Origin of the sequence: Streptomyces sp. DT2A-34, from assembly GCF_030499515.1 — a bacterium.
Classification (GTDB): domain Bacteria; phylum Actinomycetota; class Actinomycetes; order Streptomycetales; family Streptomycetaceae; genus Streptomyces.
In genome coordinates, this window is the sequence record NZ_JASTWJ010000002.1 from 1 (window position 1) to 19675 (window position 19675).

Below are 19675 nucleotides of genomic sequence, written 5' to 3' on the forward strand. Positions count from 1 at the left end.
TACGTATTGCTAAGGTTAAGAGCCTCTCATTGTCCGTTCTCTACAGCACCTGGGGGCGGAGAGCCTGGCGGCTCTTAAGTTGGCCTGGCGGCCAACTGACGGGCCTGACGGCCCGTAAGGTGACGCGTCGTCATGCCTGGCGGCATGACTGTGTGTTGGCTGGGGTTGGCCCTGACGGGCCAACAGGAACAGACGAAGCGGGGCCTGGCGGCCCCGCTGTCATGTGTCTGAATGTGTCATGCCTGGCGGCATGACAGTTGGGTGTTGGAATGGGGTGAGTTCCCTGCCCTGCCGGGCAGGGATTGAGTGCGTGTCGGCGCCTGCGGCGCCGTGATGTCGTAAGGGTTTGTTAGACAGTTATCCGGTTCCCCTCCCCCCTTGGTGTGCCGGAGGCCTCGGCCCTGACGGGCCGACAGAACCGTGTGAGGCGGGGCCTGGTGGCCCCGCGGCATTGCCTGCCAGCGTGTCCGGTTTCTTGTGGTGCCCCGCTGTCGCGGGGCCCATCTTGGTTGGTTTTCGGGGGCGTTGTCAGAGCGGGCGTGTAGGTTCCCGGAGTTGTTGGCCCGTCTGGAATGGCCCCGAATACCACTGGTGGGGCGTGGAGGGGTGGTGAGCTGTGCCTGTAAGTCAACATGTTGCCGCTCGGAGGATCATTACCGCTGTTCTGCGGGCCGGTGCGGCGTGGATCAACCGGGTTGAGGAGCCTCGGGCGTGGCGGGAGCTGTCGCGTATGCATGGGGTGCTCTTGTCGAGTCTGCCGGTGGGGGCCGGTCCTTCGACACCTGCCGAGATGATCGATTTGCTGCCGGTGCGCCTGCGGGAGTGGGTGCCTTTGGCGTGGGACGAACTGCCTGCAGCGATGGGGGATTTGGTTGTCCTGGCGGACAACTGTGAGCTGACCGAGGAGGCTTTCGAGGCGGGGATGAACTATCTGGAGGCCCTGTATGGGGACGACGGGTACTTCGATCTCGGTGGGACGTGGCTTCCGGCGTGGGTTCGGCAGACGGCTGAGCAGACGGAGCGGGCTGCCTTTCGGCATATCCGTTCCGGCGGGCAGGCCGGCTATGTGGCGGCGCGGACGATGCTGACTGAGGTGGCGTTCGGCACGGAGCGGGCGTTGGTCGAGGAGTATTCGCGGCGTGGCGTGGCACGGATGGACGTGTATTGGCCTGTTCCCTCGGACCGAGTGTGGGTGGGGGCGTCGTCGTGGTTGTGGCCGTGTCCGCAGTGCCGGTATCCGATGGTGCTGCGGGGTGGGCAGTTGCGGTGTGAGTATCCGCCGCATCAGAGCCGGTTCGGTCTGGTCGCGGGCAGTGGCAAGCGGGGTGGGCCGCCCGAATTGACGGGTGGGCGGGGCCCGTTGGTGACGGCTGCGGAGCCGGCGGAGGGCGTGTTGTGCCTGGACTGGGGGGTGTGGCGGTACATCACCTGTCCGGGGCTGAGTGAGGTGGGCCTGATGCAGTGGCTGGAGAAGCAGGAGGGGGTGCGGGTCGAGCGCTGGGAGAACCTGGATGAGTGGGATATCGGCGTCTACCTGGCGGACGGGCACTCCTGGCGGGTGGACGTCAAGGACCATCAGGATCCGCAGACGATCATCGACCGGCCGCCTGCCGGGGAGACGGTGGTCGTGCCCAACTACCGGCGTAGCCAGGTGAATCAGTTGCAGTCCGGGCTCGATGCGCTGCGGACTGCTGATGCGCGGCGCTACAGCGTGTTCACGGTCAGCCGTTTCAAGGCGGCCGTGACGAAGCGGCTGAAGGGGGTGGGTGCATGACGTCGTCGAAGAACGCGAGGTACTCGGTCAGCGTGCCGCTGACGCTGCGGGCGGCGGTTCTGCTGGCCGCGCGGGTGTTCCCCAACCGGGCGCCGCAGGAGCAGGCCACGTGGCGGCGTGTGGTGGATCTTGCTGATGCGCACTTCCTGGCCACGGGGCAGATGCATCTGTGGGACGGCTGGCCCGATCTTGCTCTGCCCGATCAGGTGCGGATCACGCGGATGCTGCGGCAGCGGCCGGCGGTACTGGCTTCCCATTCGGTGTTTGTCACGGAGACAGCGGCGGTCCTGGAGGGCGGTGAGGCGGTCGAGTTCGCCCCGGCCGACGGGGAGGAGCAGGTGCTGATCCTGCCCGCCGGCGACGAGGAAGCCCTCATCGATGCCTTGCTGGACGAACTCGAGGACAACGCGGCCAAGGGGCAGTCCCAGCCCAGGCCTGCACCGCCCGGCTCCTACGTCAGCGACTTGCGGATCAGGGATCCGCTCAGCCCGTCGGGCCGGGTGGTGGACGTCTTCTACGACCTCGACTACCAAGGTTCCCCTGCTCCCAGCGTGGTGCAGGAGCTGGGTGAGGCCCCGGTCGCGGACGAGGTGGTGATCCCCTTCGCCGACCTGGACGAGATCGCGGGCCGGCTCGATACCCTGCGCGGGCAGGACTACCGGCGCAAGGCGGTCGCGGACATCCAGCAGCACGCCCGCAGCCGCGACGGCACGGACGTGGGCAAGTTCCTGAGCGTTGAGGCCGGGCCGCTGCGGGTCTTCCACGCCCCCACCGGCATGGGCAAGAACGTCCTGAGTGAACTCGTCGCGGTGTGGTGCGCCCGGCAGGGCCGGGTGATCTCGCTGGTCGTTCCGCAGAGCGCGCAGGTCCTGGCCACGGTGTACCGGCTGGAGCAGGACCTGGCCGCCTTGGAGATCTCCGCACAGGTCACGCCGGTCGTCTCCCCCGCCTCCATGATGGAGCTGGCCGAGCAGACGGCCGGCAACCCGCAGGACGACGCGGACTTCAGGACCTGGGTGTACCGGGAGATGTCCTACAGCTGCCCCCTGACCGGGCACGCCACCACCTCTTCCGAAGCGGTGGATGCCTGGACGCCGGGCCAGGAGCCGTGCGACCAGCTCAAGCCCAACGGGGCCAAAGCAGACAAGACCCTGGCCTGCCCGTGGCGCGGCGGATGCGGGAAGTTCCGCCACCACCGGGCCGCAGCTTCGGCGGACATCCTCGTCACCAACCATGCGAACTTCCTCACCGGGCACATCCACGCGCCGGTGGCGGGCCGACCCACCCCGGGGCGGCGCATGACCACCGAGCAACTCCTACTGCACCGCAGCCACCTGGTCATCATCGACGAGGCCGATGCACTGCAGGCGCAGGCCTTCGACCGGGCGGCCCGTCAGGTACTGCTGGCCCAGGACGGGGCGGAGCACACCCCGGTACGCGATCTCGACAGCCAGTTCCGGCGCCACTGCCACCGGCTGCCGATGAGCCTCGAACAGCACTTGCGGCCGCTGATCAACCATCTGATGTGGCTGGCCGAGTCCTACGTGTCCCACCTCGTCGGCGGTGTCATCCAGCCCGACCGGGAACGGCGCAACATGGTCGTCCCGCGGCGCTGGGACGCCATGTTCGCCTCCCGGATCTTCCACCTGGAGGCGGGTGAACGGCCCACCGCGCAGCAGATGCAGGCGGTCAACCAGCTCTACAAGCGGGAGGGCCCGCTGGAGTTCGCCGATGAGATCGAGGGGCTGACCGAGTTGAGGGAGCTGCTGTCCTCGGTCACGGACCTGGCCGGCGGGCTGGACCGGCTCACCCACGCCACCTTGCAGCGCATCGGGGAAGCTTTCGCGGGGATCACCGGTGAGACAGGCGACAAGCGGCTGTCCTCCCTGGCACTGCTCGCGGCCCGGCGTGCGTATCTGGAGGAGATGGCCAGCATCCTGCACCGCATCGTCGGGGTCGCGGCGCCGCTGCAGGGAGCGGGGATCTCCGCCGGCAACAGCCTGGTGGACGCGCTGGCTTCGCACGTGCCGTGGCGGGCCGCTCCCTACGGCCCTTTGGGGCGGGCGCTGTTCGCGTTCTCCGAGACGTTCGACCCGGCCGACCGGCATCAGACGGCGCTGCGGCTGAAGTCCTATGTCGGGGATCCGCACACCCACCTGGCCTACCTGGGCGAGATGACCGCGCTCGCCCATACCGGCACCCGCCGAGCGGTGATCGGGATGTCCGCAACGGCGTTCATGCCGTACGCGCCGCGTCATCACCTCCTGCCGGAGCCGACCTGGTACGTGCCGGACGACGTCAACGGAAGCCTCACCGTCGAGCTGCAGGCCGGCCAGGACGACGGCGCGGGCATCGTGGTGTCCGGCACCGAGGGGGTCAGCCGGGAGCGCGCCTACACGGCCATGGGGCGCAGCGTCGGCAAGGACCTTCCCGCACAGCTCGACACAGTGACCGCCAATCCAGCCACCGCACACCGCGCGTATGCGCTGCTCGCGCCGACCGCCTACAACGCCGGCCCGGCTCTCGCCCGCGGCATGATCGACGCAGGGGTCGCGGCATCCGAGATCTGCGTAGCGGTGCACCCGCAGAAGATGGCTGCGCTGGAGCGGATGCCGCCCGGCTGGGTGCCCATCTCCAGCAACCGGCTCGAGCAGTTCCCCCACGCCGTGGGCCACGGCCGGTGCCGGTACCTGATCGCCCCCATGGCACGGGTCGAGCGCGGCCTGAACATCGTCGACCATGACGGGCGCTCCCTGCTGCATGTGGCCTGCCTGGTCAACCGGCCCATCCCGGTGATGGAAGACCCCCCGGTGCTGCTGTCCCTGGTCAACTCCCTCGCCTACCGCCGACGGCGGCCCGGCCCGAATCCTGCGGCAGAGCTGGAGCGGCTGCGGATTGCGGCGGGCCAGATCTTCGACGACATCCGCAGCGGCCAGGGCTACTTCAAGTCGCTGGGCGAGGACGTCAAACTCGCCGTCGTCGCGGAGATCCTGACCCGGCTGATCCAGCTGGGCGGGCGCACCCGCCGCGGCGGCGACCACGGGCGGCTGCGGCTGCTGGACGCCGCCTTCACCCGCACCGCCGCCGACTCCACCCTGCCCGCCCTGTTGAAGCAGCTGCGCGGGAAATGGCAGGACGAGGGCCACATGCCGCTGATCGACGCCGTCTACGGCACCACCATGACCGACGCCCTGCTGGGGCTGGCGGAGCACTCCCCCACCGGATACGGACACGAGATCGAGGACGAGGAGTTGGGCGAATGGTGAGTGACGACCGCGGCCGCCTGTTCACTCTGTCTTTCCCGCTGGATGACCGGCTGCTGGGCACGGTGCACGTCTATCCGCAGGGCGAGGCGTTCGCGCCGGCCTGGCGGCGGCTGCCCAGGCCGCGGGGCAAGGACGCCGTGCAGCCGATCGCGTCCCTGCAGACGGCGGCGCGCGCCGTGACCGGTGAGCGGCTGGTGTTCACCAACCCCGACCGGCCCGCCAGGACCGGCCGCTGGGCCGGGCGGAGTGTGATCGTCACGCCCGGGCCGCTGGACGAGGTAGTGGTGCGCACCCTGATGCGGGAGTGGGAGACGCGGCTGGACGGGCATGACAGCCGTAATACCCTCGCCGCCCTGCTGCGGCTGGACGACGACGGGCCCCAGCCGCTCAGTTCGCTGCTGCACCGCGACGCCATGGGGCGGATCACCGGTCCCCGCTGGGCGTTTCGGGTGGCCGGGTGGCGGCTGGCGGGCATGCTGGCCGCCCAGCCTCTCCCCCTCGACGAGTCGCTGCCTGCGCTGCGGTTCCACCTCGACAGTGAGGGTGACCTGCTGGCGTGGCAGGCCCCGCTGGTCCACGAGCGGACGTGGATCGACGAGGAGAGCGGCAAGCGCCGGCGCATTGCCGGCTACGCCATGGAACGCATCCATATCGAGGTCGAGGCCGTCCCGGGCGGAAAGACGCTGATCGCGCATCTGTCGGCGCGGATCTCGCGCGTCGCCACCCACTACAAGGGCATCCGCAACGTGCTGCTGCGCCATCCCGTCAACCCGGACATCATCCTCAAGGCCCCGATCACCGCCCGGTGGGAGAAGGGCCCGGACGGGTTCATGCAGCCCAAGGAGGTCCGCTACCGCGGGGCGACGGCGCAGATCGTCGAGGCCTGCGGCGTCGGCCGGCTGCCCCAGCCGCCCCTGACGGGGCTGGACGAACTGACCGAGGTGCGCGGGGTGCACCGCACGGGCAAGCACCCGATCGACAAGGGTGCCGGGGCGATGTTCCACGCCCGGCTCGAGGAACACGCCGCACGCGTCCTTGGCCAGGAGCCCGTCGTCTACACCGGCACCCCTATCAAGATCAGCAAGCCGGGCGGGAGCCTGCCGCCCTACGTGCCGGCCGGCAAGATGGCCGCCGCCATGGCCACCGCCCGCCTCGATACGGTGCGCACCGTCGTGCTGTACGAGTCGGCCGAGTGGCACACGCGGGTGATGGGGCAGCTGGCCCGCGACTACGCGCGGCCCGAACTTGCCGATCTGCCCGACGAGCAGCCGGTGGTCCTGGCGCCCGGCTACGAGCTCGTGACGGTGCGGCTGCCCGAACTGGTGCGCCACGGCAGCCACGACCGCAGCCTGATCCTGAACAGCCTGCCCTGGTTCAAGCCCGGTGCCGGGCGGGCGCTGGTCACCGCCCTGTGCGAGACCCGCTACCCCAGCGAGCAGGAGAAGGAGGCGGGGGTGACGGATGCCAAGCACGCGCTCAAAGGGCTCTTCGCCGAGCGCGGCATCCCCTCGCAGTTCATCACCATGGACTCCGATCCCGGCGATCCCTACCGGCTGAACACGCCCGAGAAGGTCGCGCGGTCCAGGGCTCTCAAAGCGGGTCTGCCGGAGCCGGACGTCGCCTACAAGGACGACCACGCGGTGCAGATCGGACTCGGCAGCCTGCACTCCGACTCCGGCATCATCGACAACCGCCTGGCCGCCACCGCCTTCCACCGCAATGCCAAGGACACTGTCCTGGACCGGGAGGCCGTGGCGGTGGGGCTGTGGACCCGCTACCACCGTTTCGATGACCGTCCCGGCCGCCCGCGCAAGCCGGCCGTGCTGGCCATCACGCTGGTCGCCATGCGCATCCCGCTCGGCGAAGACGCCTACTGGCCCACCCTCATGTACAGCGACCGGGGCTGGCTCCCCCTGGCCCAGGCCCGGGCCCTGCACCATGCCGGTCCCATCGGCAAAAGAGGACATCACCTGCGGGACGACCACGGCGGCCCGGACAACGTGCGCACCTATGTGGACGGGGCCCTGGCCGCGCTCAGGAACCAGTTCCCGATCATCGTGTTCGCCGAGGAACGTGAGCGGATCTGGCCCGGACTGTGCAACGACCGGCTCGGGGACGGCGCTGTTCCCGGGCAAAGCCTGATCGCCCAGGGGTGGGATGTGGCAGTCGTGCGGGTCGGTAACGGGCAGGGCACACCCCAGCCGTCACGGCGTACCGGCGGCGGGGGCAAGCTGCCGGCCAACCCACTGCAGCCGGTCATGCCGGAGAAGATCCTCTACCGTCACAATCAGGGGGCCGTGGTGTCCTGGCTGTTTTCCGGGCAGTCCCGCCAGCACGCCGGCGGCCAGCGCACCGGCACCCAGTACACGCGCCGCACCCTGCCCGGCGGTCAACTGGCCCAAATGGGCGCCCCGTTCCATGCCATGACCCGCACCGAATACGTCATCGCCCACCCCGGCGGCTGGCGCGAGGAACAGCTGGCAGGCCTTGCCGCACGGACCTCGGAACAGGCCGCCATGTGGGACGGGCGCACCAACCTGCCTGCGCCCCTGCACCTCGCCAAGAGCGCTGATGAAAAGCATCCCGGCTTCGTCGACCAGGAAGGGCTCAGCGAGTAGGTACGGTGACGGCGGGCACGGCGGCTTCAGGCCCGGTGTCGGCGCGGCCAATGGGCTGTGGGCTGCTGTCGTGCCCACCCGGGGGCTCAGGGTGGCGGGGCCGGTGCGCTGTGCCGCTCCCCCTCACCTGCCACGATCCGAACAGACCGTCCAACTGGAGCGTGCGGCTGGTTACTTGGAGTACGTCTGTTTCCAGCGTGCTCGGTGGCGGGCTTCTCCCTGTCCGCGTCCGTTGACTTCGGCCAGAGACAGCAACGGTGTCCCGTTGTTCCACAGACCAAAGAAGTCACGGTGCAGGGTGAGGATGCAGTTCTCGACCGCGAACGCCTCGGCCTGAGGGCTGAAGCGTGTGGTGGCGACGAAGATGGCCACATCCGCAGCGAAATGCACCTTCGCGCCCAGCAGATCACGCACTTCGCGACTGGCGATCGTCCGATGCGGTGCATACCGCGTGGAGTAGGCCGCCGGCGAGGTGCCCGTGGTGCGGGTCCTTTTCCGTCGGCCCCTCCCCGAACGGGACAGGTCACTTTCGCAACATCCCGCTCTCCAGTGACTGATTCCGGATTGAGGTTGTGAGCCGACCTGCGTGAATGGCACGGTGACAGGCTTCGCAGACCACCAGCGTCTTGCGTCGCCGTTGTGCCATCCGGCGGACCCACTCGGAAGTCTCCGGCCTGCCGGGCTTGTTGAGATCAGCCATCTTCCGGATGTGGTGGACTTGCAGCCCCATCTGGGATTCGCAGATCTCGCAGTGCCCGGCCAGCAGCCGACGAATGAGCTCGTTCGCCCATGTGTGCTGCATGACCGGCTTCTTGTCCGAGAGGAAGGCTCCGCGCTGTCGTTGCAGGGGAATCCCGCCGAAGCGGGCGATCAGCGGCTTCTTCCCTTCCCGGGCGACCGTGACCTGAAAGCACCGCCGCGGGCCCAAGGGGGTCTCGACCATTGCGTTGAATCGTCGAGCCATCTTGGCCACGGTGGAGTGGTACTTCGCAGCCATGGTCCTGAGCAGAGACGCGCCCATGACCCAGTGCAGGGTGTGTAGGCGCCACACGTCCTGCGCCAGGAAGTAGTACTGAACGAACCCGCGATATTCGGTCTGATACTTCATCATGATGGTGTAGTCGCTGTCATGAATCAGAATCGAACGGCACGCAGGTTTCCCTCGGCGCATGTACAGCATGCAGCGTTGCCGAATCACCTCACGAGGAACAAAAAGACCGATACACCCGTTCACTGAACGGCGCGTACCAGTCACCTTGCTGTCCTCATGCTGGACCTTCACGTCATACCCAAGGAAGCGCGCGGCCTGGCTGACAGCGTGCGTGATCAATGTCTTCGGAACCGAGAGTTCCAACCTGAGCTCAGCTCTCAGGAATTCTCGAACCCTCTCCTTGATCTCCTCAGCTTCAGATCTTGGTCCCGCAAACCCGAGGAGCCAATCGTCAGCGTACCTAATGTACTTGAGCCTCCGATACCCTGGATCGTTTGGGTCATTGCTCGGCAGGCGACGGCGTTGCCGCTTCAACTCCCGAACCGCCGAAACATCCTTACGGCGCTTGGCCCGTTTGATCGCGGCACAGACACTCAAGTACTCAGGGTTGCTTTCTCGATGGTCTCCCCGGTTGTAATCCGGCATCAACTCCTGTTCCACGAACCTGTCCAGCCGGTCCAGGTATATGTTGGAAAGTAACGGCGAAACGATCCCACCCTGTGGCGCACCACTGAGCGTTGCGTTCCATCGCCAGTCCTCCAAATACCCGGCTTTAAGCATCCGGTCGATCAGTCGCAGGAACCGTCCATCGTGGATTTTCTCTCCAAGGATCGCGAGTAATATCTCGTGATCCAGGCTGCCGAAGCAGTCCGATATATCGCCCTCGATGAACCAGCGTGTCCCGGTCCAGGTATTGGCCACCTCAGACAATGCTGTATGGCATCCCCGTCGGGGACGGAAGCCGTGTGACCGGTCGGAAAACTGAGGGTCGTAGTACGCGTCCAGCAACAGCCGGACTACCTCCGCCACCAGTTTGTCCGACCAGATCGGCAGACCAAGCGGCCTTGACCCCCGGTTCTTCTTGGGGATCTTGATCCGCTTCACTGGCGTCCACCGGTACGTTTCCGAGCGCAGGGCTTGGATGATCGTCTCGATCTTCGCCAGCGACATGCCGTCCACGGTCTCTCCTGTGACCCCTGGCGTCATCGCACCCTTGTTGGCGTAGATGCGCCCGTAGGCCATCAGGAACAACTGCGAGTTGAAAAGTTGTCGGTACAGCCTCTCAAGCGGCATACCCTTCTTGCCGCGTTCCCGGATGACTTCCAGCACAGTTTCGGCGTTCTGCATTACGCATGCCTCCCTTGCTGAATGCCCCAGTTACCTGTGCCCCTTTGCCCTGCGACCGGCTTTCCCGGTCTCCTTGGCAGGTCGTTACTCCTGCGACTACTACGGGCACTCCGTCACCCAGGCGTGATGCGTGCTCATGTGGTGAGACCGAGTTCGCGTAGGGCGTCGGCGGGGTGGTTGCGGTAGTGGTCGTGGGCGGCGGCGTTGTTGGTCCATCCGGCGAGGTGGGCGAGGCTGATCGCCAGGCTGCGGAAGGTCGCGAGGGCGCGGGGCAGGCTGCCGGTGCGGGCCCGGCAGGCGTCCTCCCCGAAGGTCACGTCGCGGACGAAGTGCTGGGCCTCGATGGCCCACTGGCCACGTACGCAGCGGGCGAGGACGGACGTGTCGGCGACGGTGGACAGGGCGGTGGTGATGCCGAGTTCGGCGTCTGCGTGGATCTTCCCGTCGCCGCGGCCGGTGGTGTACCGCTCCACGAGCAGGGCCCGCGTGGCGTGTGGGAAGTTCACCTGGCCCGGTGCGAGGGGCTGCACGCGCACGATCCTGATCTCATGCCGACCCGAGTTGGCCTCCTCGGTGCGGTGCACGGTGATGGCCGCGTTGGTGGTCTCGTCCCAGCCGAGCGCGTCGAGCCGGGCGAACAGGGCGGCGCGGTTCTCCTTGACGGGGAAGAGGCCGAAGGCGCCGCGTGAGTGCAGGTAGCGGGCGTGGTCGGCGACGGTGTGCAGGGCGTCGGCGGTGACGATCGCGCCGGTGATGTCGGCGATCAGGTCCAGGGCGGCGGTGAAGTGGAGGGTCTCGTGCGGTTTGTGGCGCATTTCGCGCTGGGCGAGCATCACGCCGGGGTCGACCTGGTAGACGCCGAGCAGGTGCAGCTGCAGGCCCTCGCTGTCGCGGGCGCCGCGCACGGTCTTGCCGTCCGCGGCCAGCTGCAGCACGGGCGGATCTCCGGCGATGCCGGCCAGCGGGTCGGCGGAGTGGGCCTGGACGAACGCACCGACGGCGGCGTCCAGCGCGTCGGCGTCCACCCGGGCCAGCGCGCGGGTGAGGGTGGTGGCCACCGGCAGCCTGTCCGGGTCGCCGGCGGGGACTTCGAGCGCGGACAGGATGCCCGCGCCCTGCCCGCTCGCCCAGCGGACCACTCCGCGCACCGAGCGCACCCCGCACAGCATGGCGCAGGCGACCAGGCCCAGCAGCATCGGCCAGGCGTACGTGACCAGGTGCGATGTGCGCGGGTCGGGCACGGCCCGGACCGCCTCCAGCAGCGACGGCAGCCGCTCGGACGTGCACAACTCCTCGAGAACGAGGCCCTGCTGCTCGGCGAGTTGACGCGGCGTGGGCAGGGTCGGGCAGGATGGCATGCGGGCGCGGCCTTCACGATCATGCGAGTGGAATCACGTGATCATGGACGGTCGCGCCCTTCGCCGTTCACCCGCCCCCTGTCCAAGATCCGAGCACGCATCACGCCTGCTCCGTCACCTTAGGGCTCGCGCCCCTTAGGCGATCCCGTGGTACGTCTTCGATGTACGTATCGAGCGCGACGTAGGCCGCCCACTCATCTCCTTAACCTCCCTCGTTGGGAGACGTTTCACGGCCTGGAGATTACCCCGGACATGCAAGCCATCCAGGGCATGCCGTGACGCCGGTTTCAGACGTTATTCCGACGGGAGGGATACTTTCTCCAACTGGAGATTGGGCTTCAGGCAGTTCAGCTTTGACCATATCGCGCGGGTCTCGCGGAGCGTCGCCTTTGAACGTCACAGGGCAGCCTCCGCTTTCCTGGCATGCTGTTGTCCTCTCCCGCTTTCGCGATCAAGTAAGCCAGGCGACCCAGGAATGTTTCTCCAAATTCCTCCCAATTGAGCTGGGGATACATCGAAGCGCCACACGGCGCAATTGCACTGGATCACCATGGTCCGGCCATCGGGCAGCGAGCCGAGCACGTCGGCTCCGTTGTCCCCGCTCCCGCCCACCCGGCGCACCTGCGTGCAACCGTCACGGCGGCATAACTCGGCCACCACTTCCTCGAACTCCGTGCCGGACATGACGTCGATGGCAGCCAGCGTCCGCTGTCCCGCCGCGATCTCCTCCTCCCGCCTCCAGGCAGTGTCCCTGCTGCGCAGCAGCCGGTCGGTACGCCACAGCCGCCATACCATCCAGCCGATTCCTGCGGCGGCAAGCGGGGCGCCGAGGTACAGCAACAACGTCGGCCGCAGCAGACCTAGCAGGACCAGCGCGGCAAGCGCTCCTGCTGCCGCTTTGTTCCAGGCGGTGCGCCGTCTGCGCGCCACCTTGCCCTTGCGTTTGGCCGCCATTTCTGCCCCCTCTTGCACCAGCGGGAGGATTCCTCCCTGTTGTGCAGTGTGGGCATGGCTAGCGGTCCCGCCAGGGCGCAGTCAGGCCATTGGCTTGAACCTCCCCGTCCTGCTGTCGGGCCGGTATCTGGCCGTTCTCCTCGATCAGGTGGATTCGCCTGCTTGCAGGCCGAGTTCGGCCAGGGCTGCTTGCCTCTGCGGGGTGAGGCCGGAGCGGCGGCGGCGCAGGTTGCTCAGCCACTGGCCCAGGCGCACGGGGTCGCCCTCGATCTTCTCGATGTGACGCTGGGGGACGTTGAGATGGCCTTCGCGTGCGCGGAAAGCCCGTGCGGCGGCCAGCCCGCGCTGGAAGGCACGCTCGCGCGCCGGCAGGCGGCTCTCCGTTGCCGGGAGGGCGGACGTGTCGGGCAGTTCGAGAAGTCCCAACTCCTTGAGCAGTGACTTCTGTTCAGGGCGCAGGCGGTCGGAGCGGGCGCGCTGGGTGGCCAGCCATCTCTCTGTCTCGGCGGTCGTCTTGTTCGCTGCCCGGCTCTGACGGGCGGCGTGGCAGGCCCGTTGCCAGGTGATCGGCCAGGGCGGGTTCCACCACCGGTCCAGGGCGGTGAGGGCGGTGGCGCGCTGGTCGGTGAGGGTCTCGGCGCGGGTGCGCTGGGCGGCCAGCCAGCGGCCGAGGGGGAAGCCGTCGTGGATCTCGTCGACGGGGGCGGCGAGGTGGCCGTGGCGGGCGGCGTAGGCGGTGGCGTGGGCCAGTGCGCGGTCGAAGGCCTGCTGGCGGGGGTCCCAGATGATGCCGAGGCGCTCGAGGGCCTGGACGCGTACGGCGTCGAGCGTGTCCTTGGTGTGCAGGTGGCGTTGCCAGGTCAGCCAGCGTCCCAGGGGGTAGCCGGTGGGGTCTTCGTAGGTCTGGGGGACGTCGAGGTGGTGGTGGGTGTGGCGGAAGCGGCGGGCCGCGGTGAGGCCGCGGCGCCATTCGGCGCTCTTGGGGGCCAGGACGCGCAGGGACAGGGCGAGGGCGACTTCCTCGGCCTGGACCGGGTGATCGAAGCGCAGCCAGGCTTCGGGGTCCTCGGCAAGGATGGTGGGGCGGTGGGTGCGCGGGTCGGACAGGCGGGCGTCGAGGCGGTCGTCGTGGGAGCGCAGGGCCTGGATGGTGCGCCAGAGCGGGGTGTAGGCGTCGGCGCCGAGGAGGTCGTCGGGGTCTTCGTCGGGGGTGAGGTAGACGGGGACGACGAGGGTGGCTTTCTTGCCGGCGCCGGGGTGCTGGCGCAGGGCGCGGCCGACGGCCTGGACGGTGTCGACGGGGCTGTTCTTGGGGTCGACGAAGACCACGGCGTCGATGTCGGGGACGTCGATGCCTTCCCCCAGCACGCGGGCGTTGGACAGGACGGCCGGAGTGTCGGGGCTGGTGTGGGAGGTGAATTCGAGCAGGAGACGGCGGCGGACCTGCGGGGCGTGGCTGCCGCTGACCCAGTCCGCCCACAACCCTTGGGGGCGCAGGAGTGCGGGGAGGGCGGCGGCTGTCTCGGTCAGGGTGGTGGCGAAGGCTCGGGCGTCGGCGACACGGTGATGGAAGGTCAGGATGCGGCGCAGCTTGTGGTCGTGGATGGCGCGCAGGGCGGCGACCTGGCGGCCGGCCAGGTGCAGGCCGTCGACGCCCGCGCCGGCTCCGGTGGCCAGCCAGTCACGCAGATCCGCATCGGTGACGACGGGGACGAGGATCTGGTAGTCGGCGAGCAGCCCGAGATCGATGGCGTCGGAGAGGTTGAGGTGGTAGGCGACGGGGCCGAAGATGGTTTCGTCGTCCATGGAGGCCGCTGCCTGTGCTTCGTCACCGTCCGGGGCGTCGTCGGGGTCCCAGATGCGGGGGGTGGCGGTCAGGTAGAGGCGGCGGGCGGCGGGCACCTGGTCGTCGTGGTGGACGGCGGCCCAGGCCTTGCCCAGGCGGCCCGCGGTGCGGTGGGCTTCGTCGACGACCACCAGGCCCCAGGCGAGCAGACGGTGGTCGCGGTGGGCGGCGATGACGGCGGGCAGGGAGGCGTAGGTGGCGTAGACGGTGACCGGGCCGGGACTGGACTGCCCGACCAGGGCGGCCAGTTCGGTGGGGTCAGTGGTGAGGGGGATGTCGCTGCCGAAGGGCTCGTGGGCCAGGGCCTGGCGTTGGGAGCACACGGCGATGGCGGTGCCTTTGCGGCCGGCCAGGCGCCATGAACGGATCGTCTGGGACAACAGGTCCAGGGTCGGCAGCAGCACCAGGATGCGTCCGAGCGGGGCGATGCGGGCCGCGGTGCGGGCCGCGATGAGGGTCTTTCCGGTGCCGCAGGCCGCGATCACGCTCGCGCGGGGGTGCTGGGTGAGGGTGCGGACGGCTGCGCCGACGGCTTCCTTCTGATGGGGCCGCAGGACTAGGGGTGGGGTGGGCATGGTCTCCCGCCGGTGGTCAGGCGCGGATGCGGTGGCCGGTGAGGTGGTGGAGGACGTGCTGGTGGGCTTCCCAGCCGTCGGGGAATTTGGCGTCGACGCCGAGGTGGACGGGTTCGTTGGTGGGGTGGTCGTCCAGGAGGCGGTCGATGCCGGCGCGGGCGACGACGATGCAGGCATGCCGGTGGCGTGAGGTCAGTACGCACAGGCGGCCGGCTTCGAGGTGGAAGCTTGAGGTGTCGCGGCGTCCGGACAGCGGGTGCAGCACGATGGTGACGGCGTACTCGCGTCCCTGGAGACGGTTGGCGGTGTCGACGTCGATCCCGTCCAGGCGGGGATCGGCGCGCAGGAGTTGCTGAAGGTATCCGGCCTGGTCGCGGTGGGCGGTGCCGATGGCGATGTCGCGAGCCTCAAGAGGCCGGCCGGCGGGGTGGTCTTCGCAGTAGGCGGTGGCCTCGCGGGCCAGCAGGCGCTGCGCGATGCTGATCGCGGCGTGGGCTGCCTGGGAGTCGATGCGGCCAGTGTGGCAGGCGGGTAGTTCGTGCAGGGCCCATCCGGTGCGGGCGGCGAGCTCCACGGTTTGGTCGACGGCGCCGCCGCGCACACCTGCGATGGCGAAGGTGAGCCGGCGGGTACCGGCATCGGTGCCGGCGCGGAAGGGGGTGAGGTAGAAGGCGTCGGAGATCAGGGCGGCGGCGGAGGCGGGCAGGCGCCAGGAGACGGGCAGGCTCAGGACGGGCAGGTCGGGGTTCATTTTCAGCAGCACCGCCACGGCGCTGGCCATCGGGTCGTGCGGCAGGCCCATCCAGCGCTCGGTGGGGATGGCGGAGAAGGGGTCGAGCTGGCCGGGGTCGCCGACGAAGAGAGACCGGTCAGAGAGGTGGGCGATCTTCAGGAGGGCGTCGGAGCGCATCTGGTAGGCCTCGTCCACGATGGCCCATTCCCGGTGCCAGCCCTGGACGGTGGCCCACTTACTCGCGGTCGCCACCACCACGTCGGCGGACGCGGCGCGGGGGGCGTCGGTGGTGATGGTCAGGTTCGGTAGGACGTGCAGCCAGTCGTGCAGCCGGGCGGGCAGCCGGTAGGACTGGCCGCTCAGGCGGGCCACGGTCAGCTCGGGCGCGCGCCGGGCGAGGCGGGTGGCGAGGTCGTCGACCTGGGCATTGGTCTGGGCGACGATCATGCAGGGGTGGCGCGGACGGATCAGGTTCTGGGCCGCGTCGACGACCAGGGTGGTCTTGCCGGCGCCCGGCGGCGAGTCGACCACGACACCTCGGTGGGAGGTGGCGGTCAGGGCGGTGAGGATGTGGTCGACGGCCTGGCGGGAGAGGTCGGCGGCGGATGTCTCGGTCATGCCGGCTGCTCCTGTCCGGCCGCTGCGGCGTCGGGGCCTGCGTGGGTCCAGGGGATCTGGTCCCAGTCGGGGAACTGGGGCCGGGGGAAATGCTCGGGTGCGGTGGTGAGCAGCAGGGTGGTGCCGACAGCCGGGACCGAGCGGCGGTTGGGCTTGGTCACGGTTCCGGTGCGGGTGATGACTTCCAGGACGATGTCGGTGCCGTCGGGGGTGTAGGTGATGTCGCAGACGCTCATATGGACTGCCGGATCGTGGGGGCCTGCGAGGCGGCGGTTGGCCTCCAGCCGGACCGGGTCGGTGGTGTGGATGGTGAACCGGGGCCGGAGCTTGGCCCGTTGTCTAGGGCCTTGGGGTTCGATGATGCGGTCGGGCTCGGTATGGGTGACGAGGCCACTGAACGCTTCGCCTGTAGTGCGCCGTTCCGCCATGACGAAGGAGTCTTCCAGCGCGCGGTGGGATTCGAGGGCGGCGGCTGCGTGTTCCAGTTCGGCCAGGCCGATGGCCGCGGCGACGGCGTTGTCCCGTTTGGGCTGGGGCGGGGCGCCGGCGTCGAGGCGGTCGCTGTGGTGCGTGAACTGGCGGATGTCGGTGCCCCAGCGGGCCGTGGTGCTGGGGATGGGAGACATGCCCCGCAGGGTGGACAGCGCCTGCCAGGTGAGCTTCCAGGTGGGTGTCAGATAGTCGTCCGCGGCCTGCCGCAGGCGTTCGACGTGCTGGTGTCGGCGCGCACCGCGGGCGGACTTGAGGCCGGCGAACAGGCCAGTGAGCCGGGCGGTCTCGAAGGAGGGGTCGATGGTGGGGCCGTCAGGCGGATGCACGAGGGGGTTTTCGGCCGCCAGCGCCGCCTCAAGGCCGGTCTGGCCGGCGGGCGGGAAGATCCAGGCCATGAGGGGGGCCAGGCGGGCATCTTCCAGCGGGCTCTGCCCGGTGGCCCAGTGTGTGCTCAAGAGGCGGGTGAGGTTCAGCAGGAGGGAGGAGGCGGTGTACTCGGCGCGTTCGGTGAAGAAGGTGAGCCAGCGGCCGATGTGGGCCACGCTGGTGGCGGGGTCGGTGTCGTCGGGGATGGGCCGGTAGCGCAGGCGGCGCCCGAGGATTTTGAGGTAGTCCACCGAGGCGGTACCGGTGACCACGAGTTGCGGGGCATCGACGTATTCGCGGCGCTCGGGCCGGTCATCCTTGGCTGGCCGGATGCGCTTGTCCTTCTGGAAGCCGCGGATGTAGGCGTGCAGGTACTCGGCGAGGGCGGCGAGGAACAGGTCGTCGCCGCCGGGGGGCGCCAGGAAGAGGTGCGGGTGGTGGGGGTCGCTGCCCGCCATGACGGCGAGGGGGCGGGCGGTCTCCCCCGGCCGGTTCAGCGGCAGGAACACTAGTGGCTGATCGGCGACGTGCAGGTAGCGCAGGCGGCTGAGTGGCTGGGCGTACTGGGTTTCGGCGGCCCGTAGCTGCTGGAGGGTGGTCAGCAGGCTCATGCTGCGTCTCCGAACAGCTCGTTGCGGATGTTTTCGGCGTGCCGCAGGGCCGCGGCGAGGTCTTCCTGGTCGGGGGCCGCCGCGAGCCGTCCCTCGGCCAAGCCGAGGGCGGTGGGGATCGCCTCGACGCTGCCCAGGTTCTCGCGGGCGGTGCTGCCCAGGACGTCGACCAGCTGGCCATCACGTGCCTGGGCCCGGCAGAAGTAGGTCAGCTGGCAGTGGAGGCGGCAGGTGGACCGGTAGCGGGCCTCGGTGGTGTTCACTGCCTTGGTCAGTTCGTCCCGGTCCCGAGTGGCCGTGCGGGTGCGGGGGTCCTTGCGGTCGTAGACGAGGTCGAACGTGGTGCCGTCCGGGAGCTGGGCGAGGAGGTCCTCGACGCGTTCCAGGCGATTGAGCTGGCGGCGTAGGGACTTGATGTGCTGGCGCGCGTCGATGGTGGAGGCCACGGGACGGCGGGAGAAGTTGTGGGGGGTGATGAGCAGCAGGGTGGTGGACACGTGGCTGGGGCTGAGTCCGGCGTCGGCCAGGAGGTCTTGCAGGGCGATGATGTAGGCGGCGCCCTGCAGGACGGCACCGGCGATTTTGTCGCCGGGTGCCTGGCCGTCGATCACGGCGAAGGACTTGATCTCCACGACGTGGAAGACGCCTTGGGACTGGAAGGCGACGAGGTCGGGTTCGAGGAAGACGGGATGGCCGGCGACGGTCAGCTTGAGCACCGGGTGGTCGAGCATCGTCCGTTTCGTGCCGTCGCCGCGGGCCGCCTCGAGGACGAGGCGGCGGGTGCGGTCGTGGCGCAGGGGCAGGGACTTGTCGTTAGTGCCCCCGACGGACAGGTCGTTGTGGGCGGCTTCGGCCAGCGGCAGGTCGAGCACGTCGCGCAGCAGGCTCAGCAGTTCGGCGCCTCCCTGATCCTTGACCTGGGCCTCGAACTGGGCACCGCGGGTCATGGCGCGGGGGGACTTGGCGGGCGGCAGCGGGTGGCCGAGGTGGACGGCGAGGGCGTCCTTGTCGATGCCGGCGGCGTCCAGGAGCAGGCGGCGTCGGCACCCGGGGTTGGCGGTGAGGGCGGCGAGGCTGCGAGCGTTGTGCGGTGTGGCGGGTACGGGGCCGCGCAGGGCGTCGAGTCTGCTGCTTAACGAGCTCACGGGGTTCCTTGCAGGGGCAACGGCGGTGAACAGGGGATGGTCAGGTGACGGAGCGCAGGCGCCGGGCCGTCTCGGTGGGGGCGGAGCCGAACAGGCGGCCCGCTTCGTCGAGTTGCGTGCGGGCGCGCTCTGCCGCCTCGCGCCGGTCGGCGCTGTCGGGGGTGGCGTGGATGGCCAGTTCCTGCTGGGCCGCGTCGTGCAGTAGCTCCCGGTCGGGGACTGCGTCGGGGCCTTGGGGGTGGTCTGCGGCCAGGGCGTGGGGGATGTTGGCGGCGTAGCGGTGCAGGAGCTGGCGTGTGCCGAGGGTCATCGTCTCGGGGTCGGGGGTGAGGCGTTCGACGGCTTCGACGAATTTCATCGCGCCGGTCAGGAAGTGGACGCGGGCGCTGAGTGGTCCCACGATGCGGTCTTCCAGCGGCCAGACGCTGATGGTGAACAGGGCCCTGGCGGGCGAGAGGTGATCCGAGGTCAGGGCGGGACACAGGTAGTAGGGGCGTGCCCCTGGTGCGGAGCGGTAGGAGCGTTCCTCGTCGCGGCGCAGGGTGGCCAGGCGGGTGGTGGGCAGCGATCCTGCGAAGAGGGCGTCGTGGACCTGGCTGATCAGTTTGGGCGCCGCGGGCACGGTGAGCAGGGTGAGGATCTGGTGGACCTGCTCGCGTGCCGGCATCCGGGCGGTCCGCGGCGGGGTGCGCCCGGCGGCGGGTTCTTCCCCGCCGGGCGCTGCGTCGCCGGTGTCGAAGAGGGCGTCGTAGGAGCGCTGGGCCCGGCGCAGTTCAGCGCGGAGGTGGTCCAGCAGGGGCTGGTCGCGGTGCATTTGGGCGTGCCGCATGGCCTGCTGCAGCTGCTGCATGTGCTTTTCGAGGGCGTCCAGGTGCTCCTGCATGCGGAGCACCCTAGCAGGTTCCCAAGTTTCCCGAAGTTTCCCTGAGATTGCCGTGTAGAGTGCCTGTCACTCTACCAACTGCCCTGATGACAGCGGGT

12 protein-coding genes are annotated in these 19675 nt (G+C 69.2%); 3 read left to right on the forward strand and 9 right to left on the reverse strand.

Going from position 1 to position 19675, the window contains the following annotated elements:
* Positions 1-616 precede the first annotated feature (616 nt).
* Genes QQM39_RS45400 through QQM39_RS45410 form a run of 3 tightly spaced genes read left to right on the forward strand, consistent with a single transcriptional unit; the run spans position 617 to position 7658 of the window.
* Positions 617-1774, forward strand: coding sequence for a hypothetical protein (locus QQM39_RS45400; RefSeq protein WP_302003969.1), 1158 nt, complete (start codon positions 617-619; stop codon positions 1772-1774).
* Entirely contained in the window at positions 1771-5040 is a 3270-nt protein-coding gene (locus QQM39_RS45405; protein ID WP_302003970.1) for a hypothetical protein, read from the forward strand. The genes QQM39_RS45400 and QQM39_RS45405 overlap by 4 nt, the downstream gene beginning before the upstream one ends.
* On the forward strand, positions 5034-7658 hold the full coding sequence (locus QQM39_RS45410) for an RNaseH domain-containing protein (protein WP_302003971.1): 2625 nt from the start codon (positions 5034-5036) through the stop codon (positions 7656-7658). Before QQM39_RS45405 ends, QQM39_RS45410 begins: the two co-directional genes overlap by 7 nt.
* A 171-nt stretch (positions 7659-7829) precedes the next feature.
* Here the strand turns inward: QQM39_RS45410 and QQM39_RS45415 are convergent, their stop codons facing one another.
* From QQM39_RS45415 to QQM39_RS45455, 9 genes are all read right to left on the reverse strand, one after another.
* The gene (locus tag QQM39_RS45415; protein ID WP_302004087.1) at positions 7830-8087 is read right to left on the reverse strand and encodes a restriction endonuclease; all 258 of its coding nucleotides are present in this window, start codon (positions 8085-8087) and stop codon (positions 7830-7832) included.
* 94 nt (positions 8088-8181) lie between these two features.
* Positions 8182-9996, reverse strand: coding sequence for a reverse transcriptase/maturase family protein (locus QQM39_RS45420; protein ID WP_302003972.1), 1815 nt, complete (start codon positions 9994-9996; stop codon positions 8182-8184).
* A 134-nt stretch (positions 9997-10130) separates the two neighbouring features.
* Positions 10131-11354: an ISAs1 family transposase gene (locus QQM39_RS45425; protein ID WP_302003973.1), complete on the reverse strand. Its 1224-nt coding sequence runs from the start codon at positions 11352-11354 to the stop codon at positions 10131-10133.
* Positions 11355-11750: 396 nt separating this feature from the next.
* Positions 11751-12308 (reverse strand): restriction endonuclease, encoded by a 558-nt coding sequence (locus QQM39_RS45430; RefSeq protein ID WP_302003974.1) that lies wholly within the window; start codon positions 12306-12308, stop codon positions 11751-11753.
* Positions 12309-12452: 144 nt separating this feature from the next.
* Entirely contained in the window at positions 12453-14729 is a 2277-nt protein-coding gene (locus QQM39_RS45435; protein WP_302003975.1) for a DEAD/DEAH box helicase, read from the reverse strand.
* A 16-nt stretch (positions 14730-14745) separates the two neighbouring features.
* The gene (locus QQM39_RS45440; protein WP_302003976.1) at positions 14746-16080 is read right to left on the reverse strand and encodes an AAA domain-containing protein; all 1335 of its coding nucleotides are present in this window, start codon (positions 16078-16080) and stop codon (positions 14746-14748) included.
* Positions 16077-17549, reverse strand: coding sequence for a hypothetical protein (locus QQM39_RS45445; RefSeq protein ID WP_302003977.1), 1473 nt, complete (start codon positions 17547-17549; stop codon positions 16077-16079). Before QQM39_RS45445 ends, QQM39_RS45440 begins: the two co-directional genes overlap by 4 nt.
* Positions 17546-18694 carry a hypothetical protein gene (locus tag QQM39_RS45450; protein ID WP_302003978.1) on the reverse strand — a complete coding sequence of 383 codons (1149 nt, stop codon included), beginning with the start codon at positions 18692-18694 and terminating at the stop codon, positions 17546-17548. The genes QQM39_RS45445 and QQM39_RS45450 overlap by 4 nt, the downstream gene beginning before the upstream one ends.
* Before the next feature lie 40 nt (positions 18695-18734).
* Positions 18735-19577 carry a hypothetical protein gene (locus QQM39_RS45455; protein ID WP_302003979.1) on the reverse strand — a complete coding sequence of 281 codons (843 nt, stop codon included), beginning with the start codon at positions 19575-19577 and terminating at the stop codon, positions 18735-18737.
* Between the last annotated feature and the right edge of the window lie 98 nt (positions 19578-19675).

Excerpts from the sequence above, each read along its gene's own strand:
- QQM39_RS45405 (WP_302003970.1), top strand. The coding sequence starts at position 1,771 with ATGACGTCGTCGAAGAACGCGAGGTACTCGGTCAGCGTGCCGCTGACG.
- QQM39_RS45410 (WP_302003971.1), top strand. The coding sequence starts at position 5,034 with ATGGTGAGTGACGACCGCGGCCGCCTGTTCACTCTGTCTTTCCCGCTG.
- QQM39_RS45420 (WP_302003972.1), bottom strand. The coding sequence starts at position 9,996 with ATGCAGAACGCCGAAACTGTGCTGGAAGTCATCCGGGAACGCGGCAAG.
- QQM39_RS45425 (WP_302003973.1), bottom strand. The coding sequence starts at position 11,354 with ATGCCATCCTGCCCGACCCTGCCCACGCCGCGTCAACTCGCCGAGCAG.
- QQM39_RS45430 (WP_302003974.1), bottom strand. The coding sequence starts at position 12,308 with ATGGCGGCCAAACGCAAGGGCAAGGTGGCGCGCAGACGGCGCACCGCC.
- QQM39_RS45435 (WP_302003975.1), bottom strand. The coding sequence starts at position 14,729 with ATGCCCACCCCACCCCTAGTCCTGCGGCCCCATCAGAAGGAAGCCGTC.
- QQM39_RS45440 (WP_302003976.1), bottom strand. The coding sequence starts at position 16,080 with ATGACCGAGACATCCGCCGCCGACCTCTCCCGCCAGGCCGTCGACCAC.
- QQM39_RS45445 (WP_302003977.1), bottom strand. The coding sequence starts at position 17,549 with ATGAGCCTGCTGACCACCCTCCAGCAGCTACGGGCCGCCGAAACCCAG.
- QQM39_RS45455 (WP_302003979.1), bottom strand. The coding sequence starts at position 19,577 with ATGCAGGAGCACCTGGACGCCCTCGAAAAGCACATGCAGCAGCTGCAG.